This window comes from Pseudomonas arvensis (assembly GCF_056688935.1).
The window spans coordinates 981813-1007692 of sequence record NZ_CP162038.1 but is presented as its reverse complement, the minus strand read 5'-3'; the positions used below and the strand labels follow the sequence as shown (position 1 = coordinate 1007692).

Annotated in this window: 31 protein-coding genes; 13 read left to right on the top strand and 18 right to left on the bottom strand. The window is 59.6% G+C overall.

Translation table 11 applies throughout. The features are described from left to right. The first annotated feature begins 54 nt into the window (after positions 1-54). Together upp and AB3G88_RS04550 are read left to right on the top strand one after the other, a co-directional pair. Positions 55-693, top strand: coding sequence for a uracil phosphoribosyltransferase (gene upp, locus AB3G88_RS04555; protein ID WP_099587134.1), 639 nt, complete (start codon positions 55-57; stop codon positions 691-693). A gap of 2 nt (positions 694-695) precedes the next feature. Further along, the gene (locus AB3G88_RS04550; protein ID WP_112193497.1) at positions 696-1970 is read left to right on the top strand and encodes a uracil-xanthine permease family protein; all 1275 of its coding nucleotides are present in this window, start codon (positions 696-698) and stop codon (positions 1968-1970) included. Positions 1971-2038: 68 nt separating this feature from the next. Here the strand turns inward: AB3G88_RS04550 and hisC are convergent, their stop codons facing one another. The 10 genes from hisC to AB3G88_RS04500 form a co-directional block, all read right to left on the bottom strand. Next, positions 2039-3091, bottom strand: coding sequence for a histidinol-phosphate transaminase (gene hisC / locus AB3G88_RS04545; protein WP_099587132.1), 1053 nt, complete (start codon positions 3089-3091; stop codon positions 2039-2041). 3 nt (positions 3092-3094) lie between these two features. Beyond that, positions 3095-4417, bottom strand: coding sequence for a histidinol dehydrogenase (gene hisD, locus AB3G88_RS04540; protein ID WP_480453400.1), 1323 nt, complete (start codon positions 4415-4417; stop codon positions 3095-3097). Between the two features lie 128 nt (positions 4418-4545). Next, positions 4546-5181, bottom strand: a complete 636-nt coding sequence (gene hisG, locus AB3G88_RS04535; RefSeq protein WP_099587130.1) for an ATP phosphoribosyltransferase — start codon at positions 5179-5181, stop codon at positions 4546-4548. Positions 5182-5417: 236 nt separating this feature from the next. After that, positions 5418-6683, bottom strand: a complete 1266-nt coding sequence (murA, locus tag AB3G88_RS04530) for a UDP-N-acetylglucosamine 1-carboxyvinyltransferase (protein WP_099587129.1) — start codon at positions 6681-6683, stop codon at positions 5418-5420. A 23-nt stretch (positions 6684-6706) separates the two neighbouring features. Continuing rightward, complete coding sequence (locus AB3G88_RS04525) at positions 6707-6946, bottom strand: BolA family protein (RefSeq protein ID WP_099587128.1); 240 nt, start codon at positions 6944-6946, stop codon at positions 6707-6709. Between the two features lie 114 nt (positions 6947-7060). After that, a complete protein-coding gene (locus tag AB3G88_RS04520; RefSeq protein WP_480453396.1) occupies positions 7061-7366 on the bottom strand; it encodes an STAS domain-containing protein in 306 nt (101 codons plus the stop codon). Next, positions 7363-8010 carry an MlaC/ttg2D family ABC transporter substrate-binding protein gene (locus AB3G88_RS04515; RefSeq protein WP_480453394.1) on the bottom strand — a complete coding sequence of 216 codons (648 nt, stop codon included), beginning with the start codon at positions 8008-8010 and terminating at the stop codon, positions 7363-7365. Before AB3G88_RS04515 ends, AB3G88_RS04520 begins: the two co-directional genes overlap by 4 nt. A gap of 11 nt (positions 8011-8021) precedes the next feature. Next, entirely contained in the window at positions 8022-8489 is a 468-nt protein-coding gene (gene mlaD / locus AB3G88_RS04510) for an outer membrane lipid asymmetry maintenance protein MlaD (protein WP_003171814.1), read from the bottom strand. After that, entirely contained in the window at positions 8489-9286 is a 798-nt protein-coding gene (gene mlaE, locus AB3G88_RS04505) for a lipid asymmetry maintenance ABC transporter permease subunit MlaE (protein WP_099587125.1), read from the bottom strand. The genes mlaD and mlaE overlap by 1 nt, the downstream gene beginning before the upstream one ends. Next, positions 9286-10095, bottom strand: a complete 810-nt coding sequence (locus tag AB3G88_RS04500) for an ATP-binding cassette domain-containing protein (protein ID WP_003171811.1) — start codon at positions 10093-10095, stop codon at positions 9286-9288. Before AB3G88_RS04500 ends, mlaE begins: the two co-directional genes overlap by 1 nt. A 311-nt stretch (positions 10096-10406) precedes the next feature. Here AB3G88_RS04500 and AB3G88_RS04495 point away from each other — a divergent pair, with 311 nt between their 5' ends. The 10 genes from AB3G88_RS04495 to AB3G88_RS04450 all read left to right on the top strand — a co-directional run bounded on the left by AB3G88_RS04495 (position 10407) and on the right by AB3G88_RS04450 (position 17430). Continuing rightward, the gene (locus tag AB3G88_RS04495) at positions 10407-11381 is read left to right on the top strand and encodes a KpsF/GutQ family sugar-phosphate isomerase (RefSeq protein ID WP_480453392.1); all 975 of its coding nucleotides are present in this window, start codon (positions 10407-10409) and stop codon (positions 11379-11381) included. Next, positions 11382-11906, top strand: a complete 525-nt coding sequence (locus tag AB3G88_RS04490; RefSeq protein ID WP_058414321.1) for a KdsC family phosphatase — start codon at positions 11382-11384, stop codon at positions 11904-11906. A gap of 8 nt (positions 11907-11914) precedes the next feature. Beyond that, positions 11915-12487 (top strand): LPS export ABC transporter periplasmic protein LptC, encoded by a 573-nt coding sequence (gene lptC / locus AB3G88_RS04485; RefSeq protein ID WP_480453390.1) that lies wholly within the window; start codon positions 11915-11917, stop codon positions 12485-12487. Further along, positions 12474-13007 carry a lipopolysaccharide transport periplasmic protein LptA gene (gene lptA, locus AB3G88_RS04480; protein WP_027604809.1) on the top strand — a complete coding sequence of 178 codons (534 nt, stop codon included), beginning with the start codon at positions 12474-12476 and terminating at the stop codon, positions 13005-13007. The genes lptC and lptA overlap by 14 nt, the downstream gene beginning before the upstream one ends. Further along, complete coding sequence (gene lptB, locus AB3G88_RS04475; RefSeq protein ID WP_004372092.1) at positions 13007-13732, top strand: LPS export ABC transporter ATP-binding protein; 726 nt, start codon at positions 13007-13009, stop codon at positions 13730-13732. The genes lptA and lptB overlap by 1 nt, the downstream gene beginning before the upstream one ends. 197 nt (positions 13733-13929) lie before the next feature. Then, positions 13930-15423, top strand: coding sequence for an RNA polymerase factor sigma-54 (locus AB3G88_RS04470; protein ID WP_480453388.1), 1494 nt, complete (start codon positions 13930-13932; stop codon positions 15421-15423). A gap of 75 nt (positions 15424-15498) precedes the next feature. After that, entirely contained in the window at positions 15499-15804 is a 306-nt protein-coding gene (hpf, locus tag AB3G88_RS04465; RefSeq protein ID WP_099587121.1) for a ribosome hibernation-promoting factor, HPF/YfiA family, read from the top strand. A gap of 12 nt (positions 15805-15816) precedes the next feature. Next, positions 15817-16281 carry a PTS IIA-like nitrogen regulatory protein PtsN gene (gene ptsN / locus AB3G88_RS04460; protein WP_027604813.1) on the top strand — a complete coding sequence of 155 codons (465 nt, stop codon included), beginning with the start codon at positions 15817-15819 and terminating at the stop codon, positions 16279-16281. A gap of 2 nt (positions 16282-16283) precedes the next feature. Next, complete coding sequence (rapZ, locus tag AB3G88_RS04455) at positions 16284-17141, top strand: RNase adapter RapZ (protein ID WP_099587119.1); 858 nt, start codon at positions 16284-16286, stop codon at positions 17139-17141. 16 nt (positions 17142-17157) lie between these two features. Further along, complete coding sequence (locus tag AB3G88_RS04450; protein ID WP_003216108.1) at positions 17158-17430, top strand: HPr family phosphocarrier protein; 273 nt, start codon at positions 17158-17160, stop codon at positions 17428-17430. Between the two features lie 21 nt (positions 17431-17451). Here the strand turns inward: AB3G88_RS04450 and AB3G88_RS04445 are convergent, their stop codons facing one another. The 6 genes from AB3G88_RS04445 to pmbA form a co-directional block, all read right to left on the bottom strand. Beyond that, complete coding sequence (locus tag AB3G88_RS04445) at positions 17452-18345, bottom strand: ZIP family metal transporter (RefSeq protein ID WP_480453384.1); 894 nt, start codon at positions 18343-18345, stop codon at positions 17452-17454. 33 nt (positions 18346-18378) lie between these two features. Then, positions 18379-18990 carry a superoxide dismutase gene (locus tag AB3G88_RS04440; protein WP_099587117.1) on the bottom strand — a complete coding sequence of 204 codons (612 nt, stop codon included), beginning with the start codon at positions 18988-18990 and terminating at the stop codon, positions 18379-18381. A gap of 1 nt (position 18991) precedes the next feature. Further along, entirely contained in the window at positions 18992-19420 is a 429-nt protein-coding gene (locus AB3G88_RS04435; RefSeq protein WP_099587116.1) for a DUF2753 family protein, read from the bottom strand. Between the two features lie 26 nt (positions 19421-19446). Beyond that, a complete protein-coding gene (locus tag AB3G88_RS04430) occupies positions 19447-20829 on the bottom strand; it encodes a class II fumarate hydratase (RefSeq protein WP_480453381.1) in 1383 nt (460 codons plus the stop codon). A 183-nt stretch (positions 20830-21012) separates the two neighbouring features. Beyond that, positions 21013-21408 carry a FagA protein gene (locus AB3G88_RS04425; protein WP_158878407.1) on the bottom strand — a complete coding sequence of 132 codons (396 nt, stop codon included), beginning with the start codon at positions 21406-21408 and terminating at the stop codon, positions 21013-21015. A 142-nt stretch (positions 21409-21550) separates the two neighbouring features. Further along, the gene (pmbA, locus tag AB3G88_RS04420) at positions 21551-22897 is read right to left on the bottom strand and encodes a metalloprotease PmbA (RefSeq protein WP_099587113.1); all 1347 of its coding nucleotides are present in this window, start codon (positions 22895-22897) and stop codon (positions 21551-21553) included. Between the two features lie 108 nt (positions 22898-23005). On the opposite strand from pmbA, the gene yjgA reads away from it, so the two are divergent. Beyond that, a complete protein-coding gene (gene yjgA / locus AB3G88_RS04415) occupies positions 23006-23527 on the top strand; it encodes a ribosome biogenesis factor YjgA (protein WP_017138246.1) in 522 nt (173 codons plus the stop codon). Between the two features lie 45 nt (positions 23528-23572). On the opposite strand, the gene tldD is transcribed toward yjgA, so the two are convergent. Together tldD and AB3G88_RS04405 are read right to left on the bottom strand one after the other, a co-directional pair. Next, positions 23573-25015, bottom strand: coding sequence for a metalloprotease TldD (gene tldD, locus AB3G88_RS04410; protein ID WP_099587112.1), 1443 nt, complete (start codon positions 25013-25015; stop codon positions 23573-23575). A 16-nt stretch (positions 25016-25031) separates the two neighbouring features. Continuing rightward, entirely contained in the window at positions 25032-25880 is an 849-nt protein-coding gene (locus AB3G88_RS04405) for a carbon-nitrogen hydrolase family protein (protein ID WP_112193478.1), read from the bottom strand.

The following is a 25880-nucleotide window of genomic DNA, read 5'->3' as shown; positions in this document are numbered from 1 at the left end:
CCTCGGATAGATTAATCTAGGCCGGTTTTTTTGCCCGCCGCCGGAGCCTTTCCCATGCCCACTCGCGAGATCCGCCACCCGCTGATCCAGCACAAGCTCGGCCTTATGCGCCGCGCCGACATTAGCACGAAGAACTTCCGTGAGCTTGCTCAGGAAGTCGGAGCGTTGCTCACTTACGAAGCCACCAAGGACCTGCCGCTGGAAACCTACGAGATCCCCGGTTGGGCCGGTCCCGTACAGGTAGAAAAAATCGCCGGTAAGAAAATCACCGTGGTGCCGATCCTGCGCGCCGGTATCGGCATGCTCGAAGGCGTCCTCAGCCTGATTCCGGGCGCCAAGGTCAGCGCCGTGGGCGTGGCCCGCAACGAAGAAACCTTGCAGGCTCACACCTACCTGGAAAAACTCGTTCCGGAAATCAACGAACGCCTGGCCATGATCATCGATCCGATGCTCGCCACCGGAAGCTCCATGGTTGCCACCATTGACCTGCTGAAAAAAGCCGGTTGCCGGGACATCCGCGCCATGGTGCTGGTCGCCGCGCCCGAAGGCATCGCCGCTGTCGAGAAAGCGCACCCGGACGTGCAGATCTACACCGCGTCCATCGATGAGCGCCTGAATGAACACGGCTATATCATCCCAGGCCTGGGCGACGCCGGTGACAAGATCTTCGGCACCAAGCAGAAGGACGCGTGAGCATGCAGGATGAATTCAACGACCCGCTTTGGCGCCAGATCCTGTCTGGCGCACAAATGCTCTTCGTAGCATTTGGCGCGCTGGTGTTGATGCCGCTGATCACAGGCCTTGATCCAAACGTCGCACTGTTCACCGCAGGCCTGGGCACGCTGTTGTTCCAGGTGGTGACGGGGCGGCAGGTGCCGGTGTTTTTGGCATCGAGCTTTGCGTTTATCACGCCAATCATTCTCGCCAAGGATCAGTTCGGCCTTGCCGCGACGATGGGCGGGGTGATGGCCGCCGGTTTCGTCTACACGTTTCTCGGCGCTGCGGTGAAGATCAAGGGCACCGGTTTCATTGACCGCCTGCTGCCGCCCGTGGTCATCGGCCCGGTGATCATCTCCATTGGCCTGGCCATGGCACCTATCGCCGCTAACATGGCGATGGGTAAAGGTGGCGACGGCGCCGAACTGATCCCCTACAAGACGGCCATGCTGATCTCGATGCCGGCGCTGCTCACCACGTTGATCGTGGCGGTATTCGGCAAAGGTATTTTCCGCCTGGTGCCGATCATCTCCGGTGTGTTGGTGGGATTTGCCATGGCGTTCTACTTTGGCGTGGTCGACACGGCCAAGATTGCCGCCGCGCCCTGGTTCGCCCTGCCCCACTTCACCGCGCCGGAATTCAACTGGCAGGCAATACTGTTCATCGTCCCGGTGGCCCTGGCCCCGGCGATCGAACACATCGGTGGCGTGATTGCAGTCGGCAGCGTGACCGGTCGCGACTACCTGAAAAAGCCCGGCCTGCATCGCACGCTGCTCGGTGACGGTATCGCCACCACGGCAGCCGGCCTGTTTGGCGGCCCGCCGAACACCACCTACGCCGAAGTGACTGGCGCGGTAATGCTGACCAAGAACTACAACCCGAAAATCATGACCTGGGCGGCAGTGTTTGCCATCAGCCTGGCATTCATCGGCAAGTTCGGTGCATTGCTGCAGAGCATTCCCATCCCGGTAATGGGCGGAATCTTGTGCCTGCTGTTCGGCTCGATTGCTGCGGTAGGGATGAACACACTGATCCGCCACAAGATCGACCTGGGCGAGGCGCGCAATCTGGTGATTGTGTCGGTGACCCTGGTGTTCGGGATTGGCGGGGTATTGGTGGGAACCGGTACAGGTCCGAACGACTTCGGCCTGAAGGGCATCGCCTTGTGTGCGGTCGTAGCGATTGCTTTGAACCTGCTGCTGCCGGGCAATGATGGCTGGAAGAACAAGAAGCCTGACGAACCGCTGCTTTAACTGCCAACGCAAAACCAAATGTGGGAGGGGGCTTGCTCCCTCCCACATTTTTACATCTTCAGTGTGGCTTAGAGCTCACCCAAGCCATCGATCAGCGCCTGGTTCTGCTCCGGCGTACCAATGCTGATCCGCAGGAACTGGGCAATCCGCTCCTGCTTGAAGTGCCGCACGATCACCCCTTGCTCACGCAATTTGGCCGCCAGGCCGGCAGCATCGTGCTTGGGGTGACGAGCAAAGATAAAGTTGGCCGCTGACGGCAACACTTCAAAGCCTTTACCTTCCAGTTGCGCAACCATCTGCTCACGACTGTCGATGACCAACCGGCACGTCTTCTCGAAGTACTCACGATCCTCAAACGCCGCCGCCGCGCCGACAATCGCCAGGCGGTCCAGCGGATAGGAGTTGAAGCTGTTCTTGACCCGCTCCAACGCCTCGATCAGGTCCGGGTGGCCCACGGCCAGGCCCACGCGCAAACCGGCCAGCGAGCGCGATTTGGACAGGGTCTGGGTCACCAGCAGGTTCGGGTAGCGATCCACCAGGCTGATGGCGGTTTCGCCACCGAAGTCGATATAGGCTTCATCGACCACCACCACCGAATCCGGGCTGGCCTTGAGGATCTGCTCCACCGCGTCCAGCGCCAGCACGCAGCCAGTCGGCGCGTTGGGGTTGGGGAAGATGATCCCGCCGTTAGGCTTGGCGTAGTCCGCTACACGAATCTGGAACTGCTCATCCAGTGGCACCGGGTCGGACTGGATGCCGTAGAGGCCGCAGTACACCGGGTAGAAGCTGTAGCTGATGTCCGGGAACAGCAGCGGCAGGTCGTGCTGGAACAGGCCGTGGAAGATGTGCGCGAGCACTTCATCCGAGCCGTTGCCGAGAAACACCTTGCCAGCGTCGACCCCGTAGTACTTGGCCACGGCCTGCTTGAGCAGGTCGCTGTTGGGGTCCGGGTACAGGCGCAGGTTGTCGTTCAACTCGGCCTGCATCGCGGCCAGCGCCTTGGGCGACGGGCCGTAGGGGTTTTCATTGGTGTTGAGCTTGACCAGCTTGGTCAGCTTTGGCTGTTCGCCGGGTACGTAAGGCACGAGGTCCTTGACGAAGGGGCTCCAGAATTTGCTCATGACTTAGTTACCCTTCTCTTCGAGGATTCGGTATTCGGCACTACGGGCGTGTGCGCTCAACGACTCACCACGAGCAAGCACCGACGCGGTCTTACCCAGTTCGGAAGCCCCTTGAGGCGAGCAGAAGATAATCGACGAGCGCTTCTGGAAGTCATACACCCCCAGCGGCGAGGAGAAACGCGCAGTGCCGGAGGTCGGCAGCACGTGGTTCGGGCCGGCGCAGTAGTCACCCAGGGCTTCGCTGGTGTGGCGCCCCATGAAGATCGCACCGGCGTGGCGAATCGACGGCAGCCAGGCCTGTGGATCGGCCACGGACAGTTCCAGGTGCTCTGGTGCGATACGGTTGGCCACTTCGATAGCCTGCTCCATGTCGCGCACCAGGATCAACGCGCCACGGCCATTGATCGATTTCTCGATGATCCCGGCGCGGTCCATGGTCGGCAGCAGCTTGTCGATGCTGGCGGCCACCTTGTCGAGGAACTCGGCATCCGGGCTGACCAGAATCGCCTGCGCGTCCTCGTCGTGCTCGGCCTGGGAAAACAGGTCCATGGCGATCCAGTCCGGGTCAGTCTGGCCGTCGCACACCACGAGGATTTCCGAAGGGCCGGCAATCATGTCAATGCCGACCTGGCCAAAGACATGGCGCTTGGCGGTGGCCACGTAGATGTTGCCGGGGCCGACTACTTTATCGACCTTCGGCACGCTTTCAGTGCCATAGGCCAGGGCCGCGACAGCTTGGGCGCCACCGATGGTGAACACGCGGTCGACACCGGCGATGCAGGCCGCAGCCAGCACCAGCTCGTTGATTTCACCGCGAGGGGTTGGCACGACCATCACCACTTCGGTCACGCCGGCCACCTTGGCTGGAATTGCGTTCATCAACACCGATGACGGATACGACGCCTTGCCACCGGGGACGTACAGCCCCGCACGGTCCAGCGGCGTGACCTTTTGGCCCAACACAGTGCCGTCGGCCTCGGTGTAGCTCCAGGAGTCCTGTTTCTGCTTTTCGTGGTAGCTGCGCACCCGCGCCGCCGCGACTTCCAGGGCTTCGCGCTGAGGCGCGGTGATGAGCGTCAGGGCCAGCTCCAGGCGTTCGCGGGGCAGAATCAGGTCGGACATGGAAGCAACGTCCAGGCCGTCGAACTGGCGGGTGAAATCCACCAGCGCCGCGTCACCGCGCTCGCGCACGGCCTTGATGATGTCTAGCACCCGCTGGTTGACCGAGTCGTCGGACACGCTTTCCCAGCTCAGCAGATGATCCAGATGATGGGCGAAATCCGGGTCGGCAGCGTTGAGTCGGGCAATTGCGGTGGACGTGGTCATAGCGAGGGCCTCAATAGAATTGGCAAAAACTCAGGCGCCCTAAACTAGCAGTCGTTTCCGCTTGGGCACCTGAGAATTCTGGCTATGAGGCGGATAGACGGGCGTAGCTCTTCAGCTACGCGGGTAGGTCAACCGCGGTGTCGAGACTCCACTGCGGTGCGCAGGGTGTCGATCAACGCCTGGATACGAGCGTGCTGCATCTTCATCGACGCTTTGTTGACGATCAGGCGAGAGCTGATGTCGGCGATGAAGTCCTGTGGTTCGAGACCGTTGGCACGCAGGGTGTTGCCGGTGTCGACCACGTCTATGATCTTGTCGGCCAGGCCGATCAGGGGCGCGAGCTCCATCGAGCCGTAGAGCTTGATGATGTCGACCTGACGGCCTTGCTCGGCGTAGTAACGCTTGGCGACATTGACGAACTTGGTGGCCACGCGCAGGCGGCCCTTGGGCTCGACATCACCGACACGGCCGGCGGTCATCAGCTTGCACAGGGCAATGCGCAGGTCCAGCGGCTCGTACAGGCCCTGGCCACCGTATTCCATCAGCACGTCTTTACCGGCGACACCGAGGTCGGCCGCGCCATGCTCAACATAGGTCGGCACGTCGGTAGCCCGCACGATCAGCAGGCGAACGTCTTCCTGGGTCGTGGGGATGATCAGCTTGCGGCTCTTGTCCGGATTCTCGGTCGGCACGATGCCCGCTTCAGCCAGAAGCGGCAAAGTGTCGTCAAGGATGCGGCCCTTGGACAGTGCGATGGTCAACATGGGAAACGTCAGTCCTTCATCAGGCTATTGCTGTCCGGTCGCAAACGGCGCCAGACGCAGATCGAGGCCATGACAGCCTCGATTTGAAACAAATTCAGCATACTGCTTCTTTAATTTGTAGTGAGCGGGCTTGCCCCGCGCTGGGCTGCGAAGCGGCCCTAAAAATCTTGGGAGCGCTTCGCACTCCAGCGCGAGCGGTGCGACGATTCGACAAGCCCGCTCACTACAAACAGCAACTAGCCCGGTACGCGGCGGATTTTAGCGCCGAGCATCTGCAGTTTTTCTTCGATGCACTCGTAACCACGGTCGATGTGGTAGATGCGGTCGATCAGGGTGTCACCTTCAGCGATCAACGCCGAGATCACCAGGCTGGCCGATGCACGCAGGTCGGTGGCCATGACTGGCGCGCCCTTGAGCTTTTCGGTGCCCGTCACGATGGCGGTGTTGCCTTCTACCTGGATCTTCGCGCCCATGCGGTGCAGTTCGTACACGTGCATGAAGCGGTTTTCGAAGATGGTCTCGATCACGGCACCGGTGCCTTCGGCAATCGCGTTCAGAGAGATGAACTGCGCTTGCATGTCGGTCGGGAACGCCGGGTACGGAGCGGTCCGCACGTTAACGGCTTTTGGCCGCTTGCCGTGCATGTTCAGCTCGATCCAGTCTTCGCCGGTGGTGATTTCAGCGCCAGCTTCGCGCAGTTTTTCCAGGACCGCTTCCAGGATGGTCGGATCGGTGTCCTTGACCTTGACGCGACCACCGGTAACGGCAGCAGCAACCAAGTAGGTACCGGTCTCGATGCGGTCAGGCATGACCTTATAGGTGGCGGTGTGCAGACGCTCTACACCATCAATGGTGATGGTGTCGGTACCAGCACCGGCTACCTTGGCGCCCATGGCGTTCAGGAAGTTGGCCAGGTCGACTACTTCAGGCTCGCGCGCGGCGTTTTGCAGGACGCTGCGGCCTTTGGCCAGGGCAGCGGCCATCATGATGTTCTCGGTACCGGTCACACTGACGGTATCAAAGAAGAAGTTAGCGCCACGCAGGCCGCCTTCCGGTGCCTTGGCCTTGATGTAGCCGCCTTCAACGTCAATGACTGCGCCCATGGCTTCCAGGCCACGGATGTGCAGGTCCACTGGACGCGAGCCGATGGCGCAACCGCCAGGCAGGGCGACTTCGGCTTCGCCGAAACGAGCAACCATAGGGCCGAGTACCAGGATCGACGCACGCATGGTTTTCACCAGTTCGTACGGGGCGATCAGGGTCTTGATGGTGCGCGGGTCGATTTCGACGGACAATTTCTCGTCGATCACCGGCTCAATGCCCATGCGACCGAACAGCTCGATCATGGTGGTGATGTCGTGCAGGTGCGGCAGGTTGGCCACGGTCACCGGGCCATCGCACAGCAGGGTCGCTGCCAGGATCGGCAAGGCAGAGTTTTTCGCACCGGAAATGCGAATCTCGCCATCAAGGCGGGCACCGCCGGTAATAATCAATTTATCCATAAGAATCTCGACGCCTTGGGGGCTCAGGTGCGCTCGGCCCAGGCCGCGCGGCTGAAAAATTTCATAGTGACCGCATGGATGCTGCCATCGGTGATCCACGGGTTCAAATGGGCATAGATCTGCTGCTGACGCTTGACTGGGCTCAATGCCGCCAGCTCATCGCTAATCACGTTCAGCTGGAAATTGCAGCCTTCGCCCTCAACTTCTACGCTCGTATCGGGCAGCTTTCCTTCGAGAAAGCTTTTAACTTCTAGGGCCTGCATGATCAACCTCTATCGGCGCCCAGTGCGCACGGGTCGCACATCATACAAAAAAGCCCCGCGCCTGCGAACCCCGCATAGCAGGACTCTGACGGGGGGCCTCACTGATAATGTGTATTAAGGATGCGCCAGCAGCTCGGTCAGACCCGAAACTTCGGCAATTTCACGCATGTCTTCGGGTAAAGCCCGGATGCTGACCTGCTTTTTCGCCGCTTCGGCGTCACGCATGAAGCACAACAGCAACGACAAACCGACACTGCTGGACTTGGTCACCGCCGAGCAATCGAGCACCAGCGCAGAAGCCGTGCTGGTCTTGATCAGCGCCTGACCCTGCTTGCGCAGGTCAGGCCCGGTGCGGTAATCCAGCACACCGCTGAGGAACAACTCGCCAGCGTCGCCGAGACGAACAGCCGACTCGGTCATTGCGCAGGCTTCCCGGCAGCTTTGTCGGTTTCTTCCTTGGCCTTGGCAACTTCACCGGCCCAACCATTGATGGTCTTGTCCAAGTCGTTGCCATTGCGCTGCATCGCGTCGGCGAACTGATCACGGAACAGCTTGCCAATGTTGATACCGTTGATGATCACGTTACGCAGTTTCCACTCGCCGTTGATCTTCTCCAGGGTGTACTGCACCGGGTAAACGGCGCCGTTGTTACCCTTGACGCTCATGTTGACGCTGGTGCGATCACCGGATTCATCACCGGCTGGAGCGACGGTAATACCCTGGTTGTTGTATTCCAGCAGGGCGTTGCCGTAGAACTGGAACAGGCCTTTCTTGAAGTTTTCCTGGAACGTCTGCATCTGCGCAAGTGTTGCCTTGCGCGAGTACTTGACGGTCATGATGCTGCGCGAAATACCCTCGGCGTCCACGACGGGGCCCACAATGGTATTGAGCGCGTCGTAAAACTTGCTCGGATCCTGCTTGTACTGTTCTTTATTGGCCGTCAGGTCAGCCAGCATCTTGCTGGTGGTGTCCTGCACCAGTTCGTGCGCAGAACCTGCCGCGTTGGCCATCAAGGGCAGTGCTGCAAGCAGTACCAGCAGGCCACGTCGCAAGGTAGAGATCATGAACAGATTCCTCATTTGGCGTCTTTATTGACCGTATTGAGCAAAAATTTTCCGATCAGGTCCTCAAGCACCAGCGACGACTGCGTGTCGTGGATGGTCGAACCATCCTTGAGCAGGGCTGTTTCCCCGCCCACGCTGACACCGATGTACTTCTCGCCCAGCAGCCCCGCAGTGAGGATAGATGCAGTGGAGTCGGTCGGCAGATTATCTACCTTCTTGTCCAACTGCATGGTCACTCGCCCGGTGAAGCTGTCGCGGTCCAGATCGATTGCCGTGACCTTGCCGATGGTTACACCGGCCATGGTCACTTTAGCTCTGACAGTCAAACCGGCGATATTGTCGAAGTATGCGTAAAGTTTATAAGTATCGGCGGTGGGGCTGGCCGAAAGGCCGCTGACTCGCAGAGCCAGCAACAGTAAAGCCAGGATGCCAGCCAGCAAGAAAAGGCCGACACCGATTTCCACAGTGCGGTTTTGCATCAGAAATCTCCAAACATCAAGGCGGTCAAAATGAAGTCAAGGCCCAGTACTGCCAGCGAGGCGTACACAACGGTCTTGGTGGTGGCGCGACTGATCCCTTCTGAAGTGGGCTCACAGTCATAGCCTTGGAATACGGCGATCCAGGTCACTACAAAGGCGAAGACGATGCTCTTTATAACGCCATTGAGCACGTCACCGCTAAAGGTCACGCTGTTTTGCATGTTGGCCCAGTAGGAGCCGTCATAGACACCCAGCCAGTCTACCGCCACCCACGAACCGCCCCAGATACCAACCACGCTGAAGATCATCGCCAGCAATGGCAGGGAGATGAAGCCGGCCCACAGGCGCGGGGCAACAATGTATTTGAGGGGGTCCACGCCGATCATTTCGAGGCTGGACAGCTGTTCGGTGGACTTCATGTTGCCAATTTCGGCAGTCAACGCGGAGCCCGCACGACCGGCGAACAGCAACGCGGTCACCACCGGCCCCAGCTCACGCAGCAGCGTCAGGGCAACCATCTGCCCCACCGCCTGCTCCGACCCGTAGCTGGACAGGATATTGAAGCCCTGCAATGCCAGCACCATACCGATGAAGACCCCGGAGACCACGATGATCACCAGGGACATCACGCCCACCGAATGCAGTTGCTTGAGCAACAGGCCAAAGCCGCCACCAATGCCACCGCGGCCGAGCAAGGCGTGAAACAGGAAAATCGTCGAACGACCCAGCACCTCGACGATGTCGATGCCCGAGCGACCGAAAAGGCGAACCTTTTCGATAAGAGATGTCTTGCGCATCAGCGCTTCCCCAGAAGATCTGAGCGGTAATCCGCTGCCGGAAAGTGAAAAGGCACAGGGCCATCGGGATCGCCAGTCATGAATTGGCGAATGCGCGGGTTATCGGCGTTCATCAGCTCTTCGGGCGTACCCTGCCCCAGCACCTGGCCATCGCCGACTACATAGAGGTAATCGGCAATGCTCGCGGTTTCTGCGAGGTCGTGGGACACCACGATACTGGTGATGCCCAGGGCGTCGTTGAGCAGACGGATCAGGCGAACCAGCACGCCCATGGCGATCGGGTCCTGACCGACGAAGGGCTCGTCGTACATGAGAATCTGCGGATCGAGCGCAATGGCGCGCGCCAGGGCCACACGACGCTTCATGCCACCGGACAGTTCGTCGGGCATCAGGTCAATGGCACCACGCAAGCCCACGGCCTGCAATTTCAGCAACACAATGTCACGAATCATTTCATCGGACAGCTGGGTGTGCACCCGCAGCGGGAACGCCACGTTCTCGAACACATCGAGGTCGGTAAACAGCGCACCGCTCTGGAACAGCACGCCCATGTGCTTGCGCGCATCGAACAGATCGCTGCGCGACAGCGTCGGCAGGTTCTGGCCGTTGACCCACACTTCGCCGGCGCTGGGGCGCAATTGCATGCCCATCAGCCGCAACAGGGTGGTCTTGCCGCAACCGGACGGCCCCATGATGCCCGTGACCTTGCCACGGGGAATGCGAATATCGACGTTATTGAAGATGCTGCGCGTCCCGCGCTTGAAGGTCAGTCCCTTCAGCTCGACCGCGTAGGCGTTATCGGCACTCATCTAAACTCCTTGGGATGCAGCCTCTCACTCAGACACCACGCATGCGACAAACGTTTGCAACGGCGACGCATATAGATAGCCTCATGGGCTGGGCGGACCGAACTGGCGGCGAACTATATCACTGCTGGTACAACGCGCCCAAGGCCGGAACGGCGCTAGTTCAGTTTCAGGACAGGGAAAAAACGTTGCCGACTGTGTTACTGAGGATCGATCTCAGGAACCCAAAGAACAAAGCCTGACGAACTTGCGTGAGGGAATTGATCATTACCGCTATAATCGCCGACTTTTCGTCAGGCTATACGATTTCAGACATGAGCCAATCCAGCGACCTTATTCAATCCGCACAACGCACCATCCGCCTCGAAGTCGAAGCCGTAGAAGGCTTGCTGGCCCATATCGACGCAGATTTCGTACGCGCCTGCGAGATGATTCTGGCCAGCAAAGGCCGCGTTGTCGTGGTCGGCATGGGCAAATCGGGCCACGTCGGCAACAAGATCGCCGCCACCCTGGCCAGCACCGGGACCACCGCATTTTTTGTGCATCCCGCCGAAGCGAGCCACGGCGACATGGGCATGATCACCAAGGATGACGTCATCCTGGCACTGTCCAACTCTGGCACCACCAACGAAATCGTGACCCTGCTGCCGCTGATCAAGCGCCTGGGCATCCAGATGATCAGCGTCACTGGCAATCCAGAGTCGACGCTGGCCAAGGCGGCCGAAGTGAATCTGAATGTTCATGTGGCCCACGAAGCCTGCCCGCTGAATCTGGCGCCGACTTCCTCCACCACCGCAGCCCTGGTCATGGGCGACGCCCTGGCCGTTGCGCTGCTTGAAGCCCGGGGCTTCACCGCTGAAGACTTCGCATTTTCCCACCCTGGTGGCGCACTGGGCCGCCGTCTGCTGCTGAAAGTGGAAAACGTCATGCACTCGGGCGATGAATTGCCCCACGTCCAACGCGGCACGTTACTGAAGGACGCGCTGATGGAAATGACCCGCAAGGGCTTGGGCATGACCGTGATCCTGGAAACTGACGGGCGCCTGGCCGGGGTATTCACTGACGGTGACTTGCGCCGTACCCTGGACCGCACCATCGATATCCATACGGCGACCATCGACGCCGTGATGACCCCGCACGGCAAGACCGCCCGCCCTGAAATGCTGGCAGCCGAAGCCTTGAAGATCATGGAAGACCACAAGATCGGCGCCCTGGTGGTGGTCGATAGCGACGACCACCCGGTCGGCGCCCTGAACATGCACGACTTGTTGCGTGCGGGAGTGATGTAAATGACCAGCGACCTGTTGCAACGCGGCAAGAACATCAAGCTGGCGATTTTCGACGTTGACGGCGTGCTGACCGATGGTCGCTTGTACTTCCTCGAAGATGGCAGTGAATTCAAGACATTCAACACCCTCGACGGCCAGGGCATCAAAATGCTGATGGCTGCGGGCGTGCAGACCGCGATTATCAGCGGCCGGAAAACCCCCGTTGTGGAACGCCGCGCACAAAATCTGGGGATTCCTCACCTGTATCAGGGCCGCGAGGATAAACTGGTGGTTCTGGACGAGCTTCTTGGCCAACTCAACCTAAGCTATGAGCAGGTCGCCTACTTGGGCGATGATCTGCCCGACCTGCCGGTCATTCGCCGAGTGGGCCTGGGCATGGCCGTCGCCAATGCGGCGGCGTTTGTTCGCGAGCACGCCCATGGCATCACCTCTGCCCGTGGCGGCGAAGGTGCGGCCCGCGAGTTCTGCGAACTGATCCTGCGAGCCCAGGGCAGCCTTGAAGCGGCACACGCCGCCTACCTATAGAGCGTTTTATGCTGAGTAAAAAGATTCGCAACTTCCTGCTATTCGGGGTCATCGCCGCGCTGCTGCTCGCGGTGGGCTACTGGAATATCAGCCCGGGGCGCTTCCTCGACCAGCCTGCTGCACAGGTCGACGGAGGGGCTATCGACTATTACGCCACCGACGCCTATAGCGTGCAGTTCCTGCCCGACGGCAAGTTGCAGTACGAAATGACCTCGGACAAAGTCGAACACTTGAAGGCCACCGAAGTCACCCTGCTGACCAACCCGGACCTGAACCTGTACCGCGGCACAGAATTTCCGTGGCATGTCACCAGCAAGCGTGGCGAGGTGAACCCTGACGGCACCGAGGTAGAGCTGATCGACTCGGTACGCGTTGCACGCACGGACGCAAAAGACCGCGACACGGTGATTACCAGCAGTCGCATGACCGTATTCCCGCAGAAGCAATATGCGCAGACCGAGCAAGACGTTAGAATCGACGGCGCTGGCGGTGTATCGACTGGCAAGGGAATGAAAGCGTATTTGAAAGAAAGCAGGATACACCTGCTATCGAACGTAAGAGGACAGTATGAGGCTCGTTAAAACTCTCCCTATTTTGCTCGGTTTGGGCGCAGCACTGGGAAGCGTGAGCGCCTGGGCTCTGCCGAACGATAGCCAGCAACCGATCCACATCTCGGCTGACGATGCGCAACTCGATGACAAGCAAGGTGTTGCCACCTATACCGGCGGTGTGATCATCACCCAAGGGTCGATGAAAATCACCGGCAATACCGTGACACTGACGCGCACCCAAGCCGGTGATATCGACGTCGTGACCTCGGTTGGCAACCTGGCTTACTTCGAACAGAAGCAGTCCGCGACCGACACCGGCCCGATGAAGGGCTACGGCAAGACCATCCAGTATCACGCGCAGCAGAATCGCATTGTGCTGATCGACCAGGCCAAGGTGCTCAGCCCCGATGGCAACTCCACGGAAGGTGAAAAGATCACCTATGACACCGTGAAACAGATCGCCAACGCCGGCCGCGCCAATGGCAGCAAGGTGACCGCACCGCGTCCGCGTATCGATATGGTTATCCAGCCGAAGAAGAAGGCCGAGTAATGGCAACCCTGAAAGCCCAGCATCTGGCCAAGGCCTATAAAAGCCGTCAGGTCGTGCGCGACGTCAGCCTGTCGATCGACAGCGGCCAGATCGTCGGCTTGCTCGGCCCCAACGGCGCAGGCAAGACCACATGCTTCTACATGATCGTCGGCCTGGTCCAGGCGGATCAGGGTCGCGTACTGATCGACGACCTGGATGTCAGCCACCAGCCAATGCACGGTCGTGCCCGTGCCGGTATCGGTTATCTTCCGCAAGAAGCGTCGATCTTCCGCAAACTGTCGGTTGCCGACAACATCATGGCCATCCTTGAAACCCGCAAGGAACTGGACCGTGACGGCCGCCGCCAGGAACTGGAAAGCCTGCTGCAGGAATTCCACATCAACCACATTCGCGACAACCTTGGCATGAGCCTGTCCGGTGGCGAGCGGCGTCGCGTGGAAATCGCCCGTGCCCTGGCCACTGCCCCCAAGTTCATCCTGCTGGACGAACCGTTTGCCGGCGTCGACCCTATCTCGGTTGGCGATATCAAGCAGATCATCCATCACCTCAAGGCCAAGGGCATCGGTGTACTGATCACCGACCACAATGTGCGTGAGACCCTCGATATCTGCGAAACCGCCTATATCGTCAACGATGGACAACTGATCGCCGAGGGCGACTCCGCTACCATCCTGGCCAATGAACTGGTCAAGGAAGTGTACCTGGGTCACGAGTTTCGCCTGTAAACCCGCCTGTAATAACAAGGCGGTGGCAGGTCGTTTGCCCGATGCGCGGGAGTCAATAAGAACCTCCGGTTTTTTATTGTTACCGCGCTCTAGGCAAAGCCCTCGATATCAGGCATATAATTTGCTTATGTTTGGCGCTCACGCGCCCTGTCGTGGATGGCGCATTGCGCCGGCGAATAAGGTGTTAAGCCCCTGCCATGAAACCATCGCTAGTCCTGAGAATGGGCCAGCAGCTGACGATGACACCGCAGCTGCAACAGGCCATCCGCCTGCTCCAATTGTCGACCCTGGACCTGCAACAGGAAATCCAGGAGGCCCTGGAGTCCAATCCGATGCTCGAACGCCAGGAAGAAGGCGACGACTTCGATAACGCAGACCCGTTGGCCGACAACATCGAGCAAAAACCCAACGCGGACGTGCAGGAACCGTCCTATCAGGAAACTGCCCCTACGGTGGACAACCTGGAGGAAGGCGATTGGAACGAACGCATCCCCAACGAGCTTCCAGTAGATACCGCCTGGGAAGACGTCTATCAGACCAGCGCCAGCAGCCTGCCCAGCAACGACGATGACGAGTGGGACTTCACCACCCGCACCTCCGCCGGTGAAAGCCTGCAGAGCCATCTGCTGTGGCAACTGAACCTCGCACCGATGTCTGATACCGATCGACTGATCGCCGTCACCCTGATCGACTGCATCAACAACCAGGGTTACCTGGACGAGACGCTCGAAGAAATTCTTGAGGCTTTCGACCCGGAACTGGACATTGAGCTGGACGAAATTGAAGCGGTGCTGCACCGCATCCAGCAGTTCGAGCCGGCCGGCATCGGCGCCCGTACCCTGAGCGAATGCTTGCTGTTGCAACTGCGCCAGCTGCCCGCCAAGACGCCATGGCTCGCTGAGGCCCAGCGCCTGGTTACCGACTACATCGACCTGCTGGGCAGCCGCGACTACACCCAACTGATGCGTCGCATGAAGCTCAAGGAAGACGACCTCCGCCAGGTCATCGAGCTGGTGCAAAGCCTGAACCCGCGTCCGGGCTCGCAGATCGAGTCGAGCGAAGCCGAGTACGTGGTGCCCGATGTAATCGTGCGCAAAGACAACGAGCGCTGGCTGGTTGAGCTGAACCAGGAGTCTGTGCCGCGCCTGCGGGTCAACCCGCAATATGCCGGCTTTGTACGCCGGGCCGACACGAGTGCCGACAACACCTTCATGCGCAACCAGCTGCAGGAAGCCCGCTGGTTCATCAAGAGCCTGCAGAGCCGCAACGAAACCTTGATGAAAGTGGCCACCCAGATCGTCGAGCATCAGCGCGGCTTCCTGGAATACGGCGACGAAGCAATGAAGCCTCTGGTCCTGCACGACATCGCCGAGGCGGTAGGCATGCACGAATCGACAATTTCACGCGTGACCACGCAAAAATTCATGCATACCCCACGGGGTATTTATGAGTTGAAATATTTTTTCTCCAGCCATGTAAGCACCTCCGAAGGCGGCGAATGCTCGTCAACGGCGATCCGCGCGATCATCAAAAAACTGGTTGCTGCGGAAAATCAGAAAAAGCCGTTGAGTGACAGCAAGATCGCTGGTTTACTGGAGGCACAAGGCATTCAGGTCGCCCGTCGAACCGTCGCCAAGTACCGCGAATCCCTTGGGATCGCGCCTTCCAGCGAGCGCAAGCGTTTGATGTGACGGGCGGGCCACAGCGTTCCAGTGACGGGTATTCCTACCCGTCGCTTTATGCACTGGCAACGAAGGAGAAGCTGTATGCAAGTCAACATCAGTGGACACCATGTAGAAGTCACCCCTCCCCTGCGCGAGTATGTCGAGCTGAAGCTGAAACGCCTGGAGGGGCATTTTGACAAAATCACCAACGTGCAAGTCATCATGAAGGTCGACAAGCTTCAGCAGAAAGTTGAGGCGACCCTGCAGATTCCCGGTGGCGAAGTAGTCGCCAATGCCGAGCATGAGGACATGTATGCATCAATTGATGCCTTGACTGACAAGCTTGACCGCCAACTTAAAAAGCATAAGGAAAAGCAGCAGAGCCTTCTTAATGGCACTGGCCGCTAACACCCCCAACCCATGATCCGACTTGAAACCATCCTGACCCCCGGCCGTTCCCTCGTGAACGTGCCGGGCGGCAGCAAGAAGAAAGCCCTCGAACAAATTGCCAACCTGATCAGCAGCCAAGTGCCTGAGCTGGAGATGCAAGATGTCTTCGAGGCTCTGATTGCCCGTGAAAAACTCGGCTCGACCGGTTTTGGCAACGGCATCGCCATTCCTCACTGTCGCCTCAAAGGCTGCGAAACACCTGTCAGCGCCCTGCTGCACCTGGACGCCCCTATCGATTTCGACGCCATCGACGGTGCCCCGGTCGACCTGCTGTTTGTTCTGCTGGTCCCGCAGGCCGCCACCGATGCGCACCTGGAACTGCTTCGGCAGATCGCCAGCATGCTTGACCGCAAGGAAGTACGCGACAAACTGCGCAGTGCCAGCAGCAACGAGGCGCTGTACCAAGTTGTCCTGGATGAGCAAAACGGGCAGTAACCATGCGTTTGATCATCGTCAGCGGCCGCTCCGGCTCGGGTAAAAGCACCGCCCTCAACGTTCTTGAGGACAATGGCTTCTATTGCATCGACAACCTGCCTGCCGGCCTGCTGCCAGAGCTGGCGGAACGTGCTCTGATCCACACCGAGCTGGCGCAACCCCTGGTTGCCGTTTCGATCGACGCCCGCAACCTGCCGAGCCACCTCTCGCGATTCCCGGAATTGCTGGAAGAAGTGCGCGCCAAGCACATCCATTGTGATGTGCTGTACCTCGATGCCGACGAAGAGACGTTATTAAAGCGCTTCTCCGAAACCCGCCGGCGCCACCCGCTCAGCAGCCCCCACCGCTCCCTGGCCGAAGCCATCGAGGACGAAACCAAGTTGTTGGGGCCGATCATTGACCTCGCCGACCTCAAGATCAACACCACCAGCCTTAACCTGTATCAACTGCGCGATGCCATCAAGCTGCGCCTGCTGAATCAGCCGGAGCCTGGCACGGCGTTTCTTGTCGAGTCCTTTGGGTTCAAACGCGGCATGCCAGTGGATGCGGACCTCGTGTTTGACGTGCGCTGCCTGCCCAACCCTTATTGGAAACCGGAATTGCGTGACCAGTCAGGGCTGGATCTACCCGTAGCCGAGTACCTGGCCGCGCAGCCGGATGTGGAGGAGATGTTTCAGGACATCTCCAGTTACCTGCTCAAATGGCTGCCGCGCTTTGCTGCCAGCAACCGGGCCTATGTCACCATTGCCATTGGCTGCACCGGTGGTCACCACCGCTCCGTATACCTGACCGAGCGCCTGGGCCAGGTACTGCAACAAACCCTCAAGAACGTCCAGGTTCGCCACCGCGACCTCAGCTGAAAGGAACACCTTCGCGATGCCCGCTCTGGAAATTGAAATCATCAACAAGCTGGGCCTGCACGCCCGCGCCTCAGCCAAATTTGTCGGCGTTGCCGGGCAGTTCCCCTGTCAGATCAGGGCAGGGCGTACACCGGAAAGCATGGTCGATGGCAAAAGCATCATGGCAATGATGATGCTGGCGGCCGGTAAGGGCACCAAGATTCACTTGAAAACGGAAGGCGAACAGGAACAGGAAGCGATGGATGCCCTGGTGGCACTGATCAATAACTTCTTTGATGAGGGTGAGTAAACTCACCCTACAGGAGCGGGGTTAACCTAGCGCCGTATCCATCACCATCATCAAACAAAACCCGATACACAATCCCAGACTGGCGAGTTTTTCATGGCCATTGCGCCGTGACTCAGGGATAACCTCATGGGTCACCACCAACAACATCGCCCCAGCGGCCAATGCCAAACCCAAGGGCAACAGCACTTCAGCCAGGCTCACCAACCAGGCGCAGAGCACGGCAAACACCGGCTCCACCAAGCCTGACGCAGCGCCAATCAGAAACGCCTTGGCCCGCGACATGCCTGCCCCGGCCAACACCAACGCAATCACAAGACCTTCGGGCACATCCTGCAAGGCAATGCCCATGGCCAGGCTATCGGCGTCCGGCATGCCACCGCCCGCCGAGACGCCAACCGCCATGCCTTCGGGGATGTTGTGGGCAATGATGGCGAACACGAACAGCCAGATTCGCGGCGGGATCACCGGTTTATCCGGCGTGCCCACCAACATTTCCGGACTGGCGCCGGAGACCTTGCGGTCAATCAGATACAGTCCGAATGCCCCTGACATGATGCCGAAACTAATCAACCCGCCCGCCCCCCAGGGCGTAAGCCCCAGGCTTTCGGCAGCGGCGATGCCTGGCACCACCAGCGAAAAGGCGGTGGCGGCCAACATCACGCCCGCCCCAAAGCCCAGCAAGGTATCGCTCACGGCCACCGGCATCCGCCGAATCACCAATACAGGAACCGCGCCCAGCGCGGTGCCGAGCGCGCAGATCGCACCGCCCTGCAAGGCGCGCAAGATACGCGGTTGCAGGTCCAGCCAGGCCAGCCCGTGGGCCACCAGCAATGCAGTACCTGCCAGTAGCAGCAGCGAGCCCAGCGCATAACGAAACATCCGCACGCTGCCGATCGCCAGTGTTTCAGTGCCCATAGTCGGCCTTAGATCTTGTTATGGAGGTCAATGTCAGGCCAAAGCAGCCTGATAGCGTGCGGCAACTTCTGGCCAGTTGATAACACTGTAGAAGGCATTGATGTATTCCGGGCGGCGGTTCTGGTAGCGCAGGTAGTAAGCGTGCTCCCACACGTCGAGGCCGAGGATCGGCGTGTTGCCGTTCATCAACGGGCTGTCCTGGTTACCGCTGCTTTCCACGATCAGGGTCTTTTGCGGGGTAACGCTCAGCCAGGCCCAACCGCTGCCGAAGCGGGTCAACGCAGCTTTGGTGAAAGCCTCCTTGAAGCTTTCAAAACCACCGACTTGCTCGTCAATTGCCTTGCCCAGCGCGCCTTCAGGCTTACCGCCCCCCTGAGGTGACATCACCGCCCAGAACAGCGAGTGGTTAGCGTGGCCGCCACCTTGATTGATCACCGCTGCGCGCAGTTTTTCCGGCAGTTGCTGCACGCTGGACACCAGTTTTTCTACCGGCCAGTCGGCGAACTCGGTGCCCTCGACCGCGGCGTTAAGATTGTTGATGTAGGTCTGGTGATGCTTGGTGTAGTGAATTTCCATGGTTTGCGCATCGATATGCGGTTCCAGGGCATCGTAGGCATAAGGCAAGGCAGGCAAGGTGTAAGTCATATCAATGTACTCCGTATTGAGGCGTGGTCGGTTGCGCCGCAGTACCGCCCAGCAAGCGATGGGTGCGCGGGTATTCGCCGTGATCGCTGATGAAATTCAACAGTTCGACGTAAGTCTTGCTGCTCTGGCGCAGGGCCGCTTCCCGCAGTTGCGGGCTCAAGCGCGCGTCCTGCATGGTCTGCAGCAAGCGCTGGTGAATGGCGCAGAGGTACTCGGCGCTTTCCTCAGGCTGATTCAGGCGCAAGTGCAGATCCGCCAGGTTGTGATGTGAAATGACGCAGGCCGCCACTGCTTCGTCGGCATCTGCCCAGCGTTCGAACAACACTTGAGCCAGGGCCAGGGCTTGCAAATAGGCCTCGCGAGCGTCGACCAGTTCGCCCTGCATAAAGCAGCGATTAGCCCGTTCGATCGTGCGTTTCCAGTGCTCCATATGAGCCTCCAAAGCAGAGTCGGTGATTACACGCCGCCGGCCGTAAGCTTTTCCGGATCCAACAGGATTTCCAGTTGGCTACGGGACAAGTCGGTGTGTTCAAGGGCGACATCAATCACAGGACGGCCTTGCTGATAGGCCTTCTTGGCGATTTCAGCAGCCTTTTGGTAACCAATGATCGGGTTGAGCGCGGTGACCAGGATCGGGTTGCGCGACAGCGCTTCCTTGAGCTTGGCCTCATTGACCTTGAAGCTGGCGATGGCTTTGTCCGCCAGCAGGCGACTGGCGTTGGCCAGCAGTTCGAGGCTGCTGAGCAGGTTCTGGGCGATGATCGGCAGCATCACGTTCAGCTCGAAGTTGCCGGATTGGCCGGCAACAGTGATCACCGTGTCATTGCCGATGACTTGGGCAGCCACCATGGCAGTCGCTTCCGGGATGACCGGGTTGACCTTGCCGGGCATGATCGAAGAACCCGGTTGCAGGCCTTCCAGCTCGATTTCACCCAGGCCGGCGAGTGGGCCGGAGTTCATCCAACGCAGGTCATTGGCGATTTTCATCAACGATACGGCGGTAGCTTTCAGTTGGCCGGAAACAGCCACGGCCGTGTCCTGGGAGCCAATCAGCGCAAACAGGTTTTTGCCCGGGGTGAATTTCACATCCGTCAGGCTGCTGAGCTGTTGACTGAAACGCGCCGCGAATTCCGGGTGCGCGTTGATCCCCGTGCCCACCGCAGTGCCGCCTTGCGCGAGGGCCTGCAGGCTTGGCAGCAGGTCTTGCAGATGACCGATATTGGCCTTGAGTTGCTGCGCCCAACCATTGAGTACCTGACTCATACGCACTGGCATGGCGTCCATCAAATGCGTGCGGCCGGTCTTGATGAACGGGTGGACTTCTTCAGCCTTATGCTCGATCACCTGCACCAGGTGCAACAGCGCCGGCAGCGTTTGCTCGTGCAATACCAGCGCCGCACTGACGTGGATGGTTGTAGGAATGATGTCGTTGCTGCTTTGGCCGCAGTTGACGTGATCGTTCGGGTTGACCGCCTCGCCGAGCAGACGGCTGGCGAGGGTCGCAATCACTTCGTTGGCGTTCATGTTGGAACTGGTGCCGGAACCGGTCTGGAAGATATCCACCGGGAAGTGCTGCATGAAGTCGCCTTCCAGCAGACCTTGGGCAGCATCGACGATGGCCTTGCCCTGCCCTTCACTGATTTGCTTGAGGTCGACATTAACCTTGGCGGCAGCAACCTTTGCCAGGATCAGTGCGCGAATGAACTGCGCCGGCATGCGTTGGTGGCTGATCGGAAAGTTATTCACCGCGCGCTGGGTCTGTGCGCCATACAGGGCCTCGGCAGGCACTTGCAGTTCGCCCATGCTGTCGCTTTCGATACGGGTGTTAGGGTCTGCCATCACTTATTTCCTGTGTCGCGTTGAGGTCTGAAAGCGGGCCAGGCAAGGCGCAGTCCGCTGGTAATGGTTGTTCCCTTGCCAAGGACTGCAACGCAGCCTGGCCCGCTTTCAGACACAACCCGAAGGGCCGGGCCTGCAATCGCGCAGGGCCGGCGCGGCACAGGAAATAAGTGATGGCAGACCCTAATCATCGGAGGATCCTTGCACCAGGTCAGAAACAGAAAGGGAAGGCAGCAATTGGCAGGTCGCCAATTGCCAGGCAAAGGTCTGCCAGCGCTTGAGGCGACAGGCACAGTGGGAGAGTTTTTCCAGATCGCGCAGCGGGCGCCAAGCCTGGTCCAGGCAGGTGGATCGCCAATGCCACGGCAAGGCGATATCACCGGCGGTGTCGATCAACAGGCGGAATGACGTTTCGGCGATCGTCCACGGATGGGTTGCGGTGCAACACGCCAGGTATCGACCCTCATTGAGGTAATGTTCGATCAGGCGAGGTTCATTGGGATCGAGGCCGCAGCGAATCTGACGACTCATCCAGCGCCAGCTTTCCAGATACGGATCCTCATGCAGGACAGAACTCATGATCCACACTCATTCGCTAATGATATTTATTATTAAATGATATTGAGAATCAAAGCAACGCTGGCACAGTAATCCGTTTTCAAGAAGGCATAAAAAAAGCGCGCTATCGACGAGATAGCACGCTTTTTTTGTAACGCGTAGATTAGCTGCCGGCGACAGTCATCCGCTCGATCAATACCGAGCCTGTGCGGATATTACTGCGCAGTTCCAAGTCATTACCCACCGCAACAATCTGCTTGAACATATCGCGCATATTGCCAGCAATGGTCACTTCCTGGACGGCGAACTGGATCTCGCCGTTTTCCACCCAGAAGCCCGCCGCGCCACGGGAATAATCTCCGGTGACCATATTCAGGCCGTGGCCCATCAACTCGGTCACCAGCAGGCCACGTCCCATCCGCCGCAACAGCGCCGCCTGGTCTTCGTCGCCATGGGTCACGAACAGGTTATGCACGCCGCCGGAGTTGGCCGTGCTTGGCAGGCCGAGCTTGCGGCCTGAGTAGGTGCCCAACACGTAGGAAACCAACTCACCGTTCTCGACGAACGGCTTGGCATACGTGGCTAGGCCATCGCCATCGAACGCCGAGCTGCCCATGGCGCGCATCAAGTGTGGGCGTTCATCGATGGTCAGCCACTCGGGAAACAGCTTCTGGCCGATTGCACCTTCCAGGAACGACGACTTGCGGTACAGATTGCCGCCGGAGATCGCCCCCAGAAAACTGCCAAACAAACCGCCCGCCAACTCCGCCGAAAACAGCACCGGTACTTCGCAGGTAGGCACCGGGCGCGCACCCAGGCGGCTCGCGGCACGCTGTGCAGCGCGCTGGCCAATGCTGACCGGGTCGGCCAGCAATTCACCCTGGCGGCTCACGTCATACCAGTAATCACGCTGCATCTGGCCATTGGCCTCGGCAATCATCACGCAGCTGAGGCTGTGGCGAGTGGACGCATATCCGCCGATAAACCCGTGGCTGTTGCCGTATACGCGACAACCCTGGTGCGTGTTCAATGTGGTGCCATCGGCGTTCTTGATGCGGGCATCAGCGTCGAACGCGGCGGCTTCACAGGTCAGAGCCAGCTCAATAGCCTGCTCAGGCGTGATGTCCCAGGCGTGGAACAGATCGAAGTCCTTCAAGTCCTTGGCCATCAGCGCTTTGTCTGCCAGACCTGAGCTCTCATCTTCAGAGGTGTGCTTGGCAATCGCCAACGCGGCTGCAACCGTCTCGCGGATCGCTTCCGGGCCACTGGCAGAGGTACTGGCCGAGCCTTTGCGCTGCCCCGAGTACAAGGTGATACCAAAGCCTTGGTCGCGGTTGAATTCGACGGTTTCCACTTCCCGCTGACGCACCGACGTCGACAACCCTTGCTCCAGCGACACCGCGACTTCACAGGCGCTGGCCCCCTGGCGCTTGGCCTCGGCAAGGATCTGCTCGACTTGTTCCTGAAGTGCCGGTAACGCTTGCGGACCGACGCTTTGGGCTGCACTCATGGTTTTCTCCACTCAAATTCTGCTTTCGGTTAAGGCCATCGAGCGACCGGGCCGGACAAGCGGCCCCCGACTGGTTATCATGGCGGCGTTTCTTTGCGGACTGCCACCATGGTTGATTCTTACGACGACTCCCTCGATGGGGAGAAAAGCAAAACCCAGGTCAAACGTGAGCTGCATGCTCTGGTTGACCTTGGCGAGCGCCTTACAACGCTCAAGAAAGACTTGATTGCAAAACTGCCACTGACCGACGAAATGCGCCGGGCGCTTGCAGACGCACCCAAGCACACCGCGAATATCGCGCGTAAACGGCACATCATGTTTATCGGCAAGCTCATGCGCGATCAGGACACTGACGCCATTCTGGCCTTGCTCGATCAAACCGATGCCTCCACTCGCCAGTACAACGAACGTTTCCATAACCTGGAACGTTGGCGTGACCGCCTGATCTCGGGCGATGACGCCGTGCTGGAGAAATTCGTGTTGGACTACCCGGATGCGGACCGCCAGCAACTGCGCTCCCTGATCCGTCAAGCCCAGCACGAGCAGGCGCATAACAAGGCGCCAGCCACCAGCCGTAAAATCTTCAAATACATCCGTGAGCTGGACGAGACTCAACGCGGACTGCGTTGATGCCCTTCCCCGGGTGGCGATCTTCGCCACCCGAAGCTCCATCCCTTACGACCCCGTGCCACCCACGGTGATCGCATCAATTTTCAGCGTTGGCTGGCCCACACCGACCGGCACCGACTGACCATCTTTCCCGCACATACCCACGCCGCTGTCCAGCGCCAGGTCGTTGCCGACCATCGATACCTTGCTCATGGCTTCCGGCCCGTTACCAATCAATGTCGCCCCTTTGACCGGCGCGGTAATCTTGCCGTCTTCGATCAGATACGCCTCGCTGGTGGAGAACACGAACTTGCCGCTGGTGATATCCACCTGGCCGCCGCCGAGGTTGGCGCAGTAGATACCGCGTTTTACCGAGGCGATGATTTCCGCCGGGTCGCTTTCGCCACCGAGCATGTAGGTGTTGGTCATGCGCGGCATCGGCAGGTGCGCGTAGGACTCACGGCGACCGTTACCGGTGCGCGCCACACCCATCAGGCGGGCATTGAGCTTGTCCTGCATGTAGCCCTTGAGCACACCGTTTTCAATCAAGGTGGTGCATTCAGTAGGTGTGCCTTCGTCATCGACGCTCAACGAGCCACGACGACCGGCCAAGGTGCCGTCATCGACAATGGTGCAGAGCTTGGACGCAACCATCTCGCCCATGCGCCCGCTGTAGGCAGAACTGCCCTTGCGGTTGAAGTCACCTTCGAGGCCGTGGCCCACGGCTTCGTGGAGCAACACTCCAGACCAGCCCGAACCCAGTACCACCGGAAGCGTACCCGCCGGGGCCGGAATGGCTTCCAGGTTCACCAGCGCCTGGCGCAGTGCTTCGCGGGCATAGCCCATCGCACGGTCTTCGGTGAGGAAATAACGGTAGTCCGTTCGCCCGCCGCCGCCATGCCCGCCGCGCTCGCGGCGACCGTTCTGCTCGACGATCACGCTGACGTTGAAGCGCACCAACGGCCGCACATCCGCCGCCAGGCCGCCGTCAGTGGACGCGACAAGGATTCGCTCCCACACACCGGCCATGCTCACGGTGACCTGTTGGATACGTGGGTCCAGGGCACGGGTGGCTGCGTCGATACGCTTGAGCAGATCGACTTTTTCCGCCCGGCTGATCACCTCAAGTGGGTTATCCGGCGCGTATAACTGGGCCACGTCCTGAGTGCTGAACGCCTGCACCGTGCCATTCTGGCCGGCGCGGGAGATCGAACGCGCCGCACGGGCGGCGAGGCCAAGCGCCTCCAGGGTGATTGCATTGCTGTAGGCAAAACCGGTCTTTTCACCGGATTGCGCCCGCACGCCGACACCCTGGTCGAGATTGAAACTGCCTTCCTTGACGATGCCGTCTTCCAAGGCCCAGGACTCGGAAATCTGTCCCTGGAAATACAAGTCTGCGGCGTCGATGCCAGGCCCGGCGAGATCGCCCAGCACGGTTTGCAAGCTTTCGATGGTCACGCCACCGGGTGCCAGGAGGTGTTCACTGACTGAGGACAACAACTCGCTCATAGGTTTGGCCTTAAATTCATCGTTCTGAGGCAGGTCGCTGTGCGCCCTGCGAGAAAAAGCGCCGATGGTTGACCACCGGCATGCGCGCCCGTATCGACGCCTGTTCACTGCTATCGCGCTCGGCCAGCAACACCGCTTCGCCTTGATCCTGTTGTGTCAGCACACGCCCCCACGGGTCGACAATCGCGGCATGACCATGGGTTTCCCTTGGCCCCGGATGCACACCGCCTTGGGCGGCCGCCAGCACATAGCACTGGGTTTCAATGGCTCGCGCACGTATTAGCACATCCCAGTGCGCAGCACCGGTCACTGCGGTAAAGGCCGAGGGTGCGGTAATCAATTCAGCTCCCGCCGCACGCAGCTCGCTGTACAGCTCGGGAAAGCGCAGGTCGTAACACACCGTCAGGCCCAAACGGCCGACCGGTGTGTCCGCCACCACCACATTGCTCCCGAAAGCATAGTCGTCGGACTCCCGATAGCGACCCCGGGCATCCGCCACATCCACATCAAATAAATGCAGCTTGTCGTAACGAGCGACGATTTCGCCGCGATCGTCGATCAGCAGTGAGCAGGCATTGGATTTGGCGTGGGGTTGACCGTCAGGCGGCAACGGCAATGTGCCAGCCACTATCCATAAGGTGAGGTCGCGGGCGGCCTGTTTCAACCATGGCAGGATCGGACCTTCGCCCAGAGCCTCGGCGCGACCGATGTCCGCCACGTCGCGGCGACCCATGGCGGCAAAGTTTTCCGGCAGCACCGCCAGCTTGGCCCCGCCCTCGGCGGCTTGTTCCAACAAGCGCCGAGCCTGGGCCAGATTGGCCAGCACGTCGCTCTGGCTGACCATTTGAATTACCGCGAAGGACAT

Excerpts from the sequence above, each read along its gene's own strand:
- AB3G88_RS04440 (WP_099587117.1), bottom strand. The coding sequence starts at position 18,990 with ATGACTTACACCTTGCCTGCCTTGCCTTATGCCTACGATGCCCTGGAA.
- mlaD (WP_003171814.1), bottom strand. The coding sequence starts at position 8,489 with ATGCAAAACCGCACTGTGGAAATCGGTGTCGGCCTTTTCTTGCTGGCT.
- AB3G88_RS04445 (WP_480453384.1), bottom strand. The coding sequence starts at position 18,345 with ATGGGCACTGAAACACTGGCGATCGGCAGCGTGCGGATGTTTCGTTAT.
- ptsN (WP_027604813.1), top strand. The coding sequence starts at position 15,817 with ATGATCCGACTTGAAACCATCCTGACCCCCGGCCGTTCCCTCGTGAAC.
- rapZ (WP_099587119.1), top strand. The coding sequence starts at position 16,284 with ATGCGTTTGATCATCGTCAGCGGCCGCTCCGGCTCGGGTAAAAGCACC.
- AB3G88_RS04495 (WP_480453392.1), top strand. The coding sequence starts at position 10,407 with ATGAGCCAATCCAGCGACCTTATTCAATCCGCACAACGCACCATCCGC.
- tldD (WP_099587112.1), bottom strand. The coding sequence starts at position 25,015 with ATGAGCGAGTTGTTGTCCTCAGTCAGTGAACACCTCCTGGCACCCGGT.
- AB3G88_RS04430 (WP_480453381.1), bottom strand. The coding sequence starts at position 20,829 with ATGGCAGACCCTAACACCCGTATCGAAAGCGACAGCATGGGCGAACTG.
- murA (WP_099587129.1), bottom strand. The coding sequence starts at position 6,683 with ATGGATAAATTGATTATTACCGGCGGTGCCCGCCTTGATGGCGAGATT.
- lptB (WP_004372092.1), top strand. The coding sequence starts at position 13,007 with ATGGCAACCCTGAAAGCCCAGCATCTGGCCAAGGCCTATAAAAGCCGT.
- AB3G88_RS04520 (WP_480453396.1), bottom strand. The coding sequence starts at position 7,366 with ATGACCGAGTCGGCTGTTCGTCTCGGCGACGCTGGCGAGTTGTTCCTC.
- AB3G88_RS04425 (WP_158878407.1), bottom strand. The coding sequence starts at position 21,408 with ATGAGTTCTGTCCTGCATGAGGATCCGTATCTGGAAAGCTGGCGCTGG.
- upp (WP_099587134.1), top strand. The coding sequence starts at position 55 with ATGCCCACTCGCGAGATCCGCCACCCGCTGATCCAGCACAAGCTCGGC.
- lptA (WP_027604809.1), top strand. The coding sequence starts at position 12,474 with ATGAGGCTCGTTAAAACTCTCCCTATTTTGCTCGGTTTGGGCGCAGCA.
- AB3G88_RS04500 (WP_003171811.1), bottom strand. The coding sequence starts at position 10,095 with ATGAGTGCCGATAACGCCTACGCGGTCGAGCTGAAGGGACTGACCTTC.
- pmbA (WP_099587113.1), bottom strand. The coding sequence starts at position 22,897 with ATGAGTGCAGCCCAAAGCGTCGGTCCGCAAGCGTTACCGGCACTTCAG.
- hpf (WP_099587121.1), top strand. The coding sequence starts at position 15,499 with ATGCAAGTCAACATCAGTGGACACCATGTAGAAGTCACCCCTCCCCTG.
- AB3G88_RS04490 (WP_058414321.1), top strand. The coding sequence starts at position 11,382 with ATGACCAGCGACCTGTTGCAACGCGGCAAGAACATCAAGCTGGCGATT.
- hisC (WP_099587132.1), bottom strand. The coding sequence starts at position 3,091 with ATGAGCAAATTCTGGAGCCCCTTCGTCAAGGACCTCGTGCCTTACGTA.
- lptC (WP_480453390.1), top strand. The coding sequence starts at position 11,915 with ATGCTGAGTAAAAAGATTCGCAACTTCCTGCTATTCGGGGTCATCGCC.
- AB3G88_RS04550 (WP_112193497.1), top strand. The coding sequence starts at position 696 with ATGCAGGATGAATTCAACGACCCGCTTTGGCGCCAGATCCTGTCTGGC.
- AB3G88_RS04450 (WP_003216108.1), top strand. The coding sequence starts at position 17,158 with ATGCCCGCTCTGGAAATTGAAATCATCAACAAGCTGGGCCTGCACGCC.
- AB3G88_RS04470 (WP_480453388.1), top strand. The coding sequence starts at position 13,930 with ATGAAACCATCGCTAGTCCTGAGAATGGGCCAGCAGCTGACGATGACA.
- AB3G88_RS04515 (WP_480453394.1), bottom strand. The coding sequence starts at position 8,010 with ATGATCTCTACCTTGCGACGTGGCCTGCTGGTACTGCTTGCAGCACTG.
- AB3G88_RS04435 (WP_099587116.1), bottom strand. The coding sequence starts at position 19,420 with ATGGAGCACTGGAAACGCACGATCGAACGGGCTAATCGCTGCTTTATG.
- AB3G88_RS04525 (WP_099587128.1), bottom strand. The coding sequence starts at position 6,946 with ATGCAGGCCCTAGAAGTTAAAAGCTTTCTCGAAGGAAAGCTGCCCGAT.
- hisD (WP_480453400.1), bottom strand. The coding sequence starts at position 4,417 with ATGACCACGTCCACCGCAATTGCCCGACTCAACGCTGCCGACCCGGAT.
- yjgA (WP_017138246.1), top strand. The coding sequence starts at position 23,006 with ATGGTTGATTCTTACGACGACTCCCTCGATGGGGAGAAAAGCAAAACC.
- hisG (WP_099587130.1), bottom strand. The coding sequence starts at position 5,181 with ATGTTGACCATCGCACTGTCCAAGGGCCGCATCCTTGACGACACTTTG.
- mlaE (WP_099587125.1), bottom strand. The coding sequence starts at position 9,286 with ATGCGCAAGACATCTCTTATCGAAAAGGTTCGCCTTTTCGGTCGCTCG.
- AB3G88_RS04405 (WP_112193478.1), bottom strand. The coding sequence starts at position 25,880 with ATGTCCTTCGCGGTAATTCAAATGGTCAGCCAGAGCGACGTGCTGGCC.